At 72.9% G+C, this 358-nt stretch carries 1 protein-coding gene; it reads left to right on the top strand.

Going from position 1 to position 358, the window contains the following annotated elements; translation table 11 throughout:
- Positions 1 to 358: class II fructose-bisphosphate aldolase (locus AC1DKD_RS42550; protein WP_477144910.1), on the top strand; the 358-nt coding region annotated here is incomplete at both ends.

Here is a 358-nt window from a genome sequence, read left to right on the forward strand (position 1 = left end):
GCTACGACTTCACCACCGCGCTGGCAGTGGTGGCCGCCGCCGAGGAAGCCGGCCGGGGAGTGATCCTGCTGGTGGCCCCCAAGACCGCCGCCACCTCCAACGGGCTCCGACTCGTTGCTGCCCTCCGTGGACTGGCGGACGCCGCCGCGGTGCCGGTCGCCGTGCAGCTTGACCACGCTGCAGACCTTAAGGTCATGGCCGACGCCGTCGCGGCTGGGGCGGATTCCGTCCTCGCCGACGGTTCGTCCCTCCCTTACGAGGACAACATCGCGCTGGTCCGGGCGGCCCGGGCCCTGCTGGGTGCCGACGTGGTGCTCGAGGCGGAGCTGGGCGGCCTGGCAGGGGACGAGGACCGTGC

This window comes from Cupriavidus sp. 05T313 (assembly GCF_056396665.1).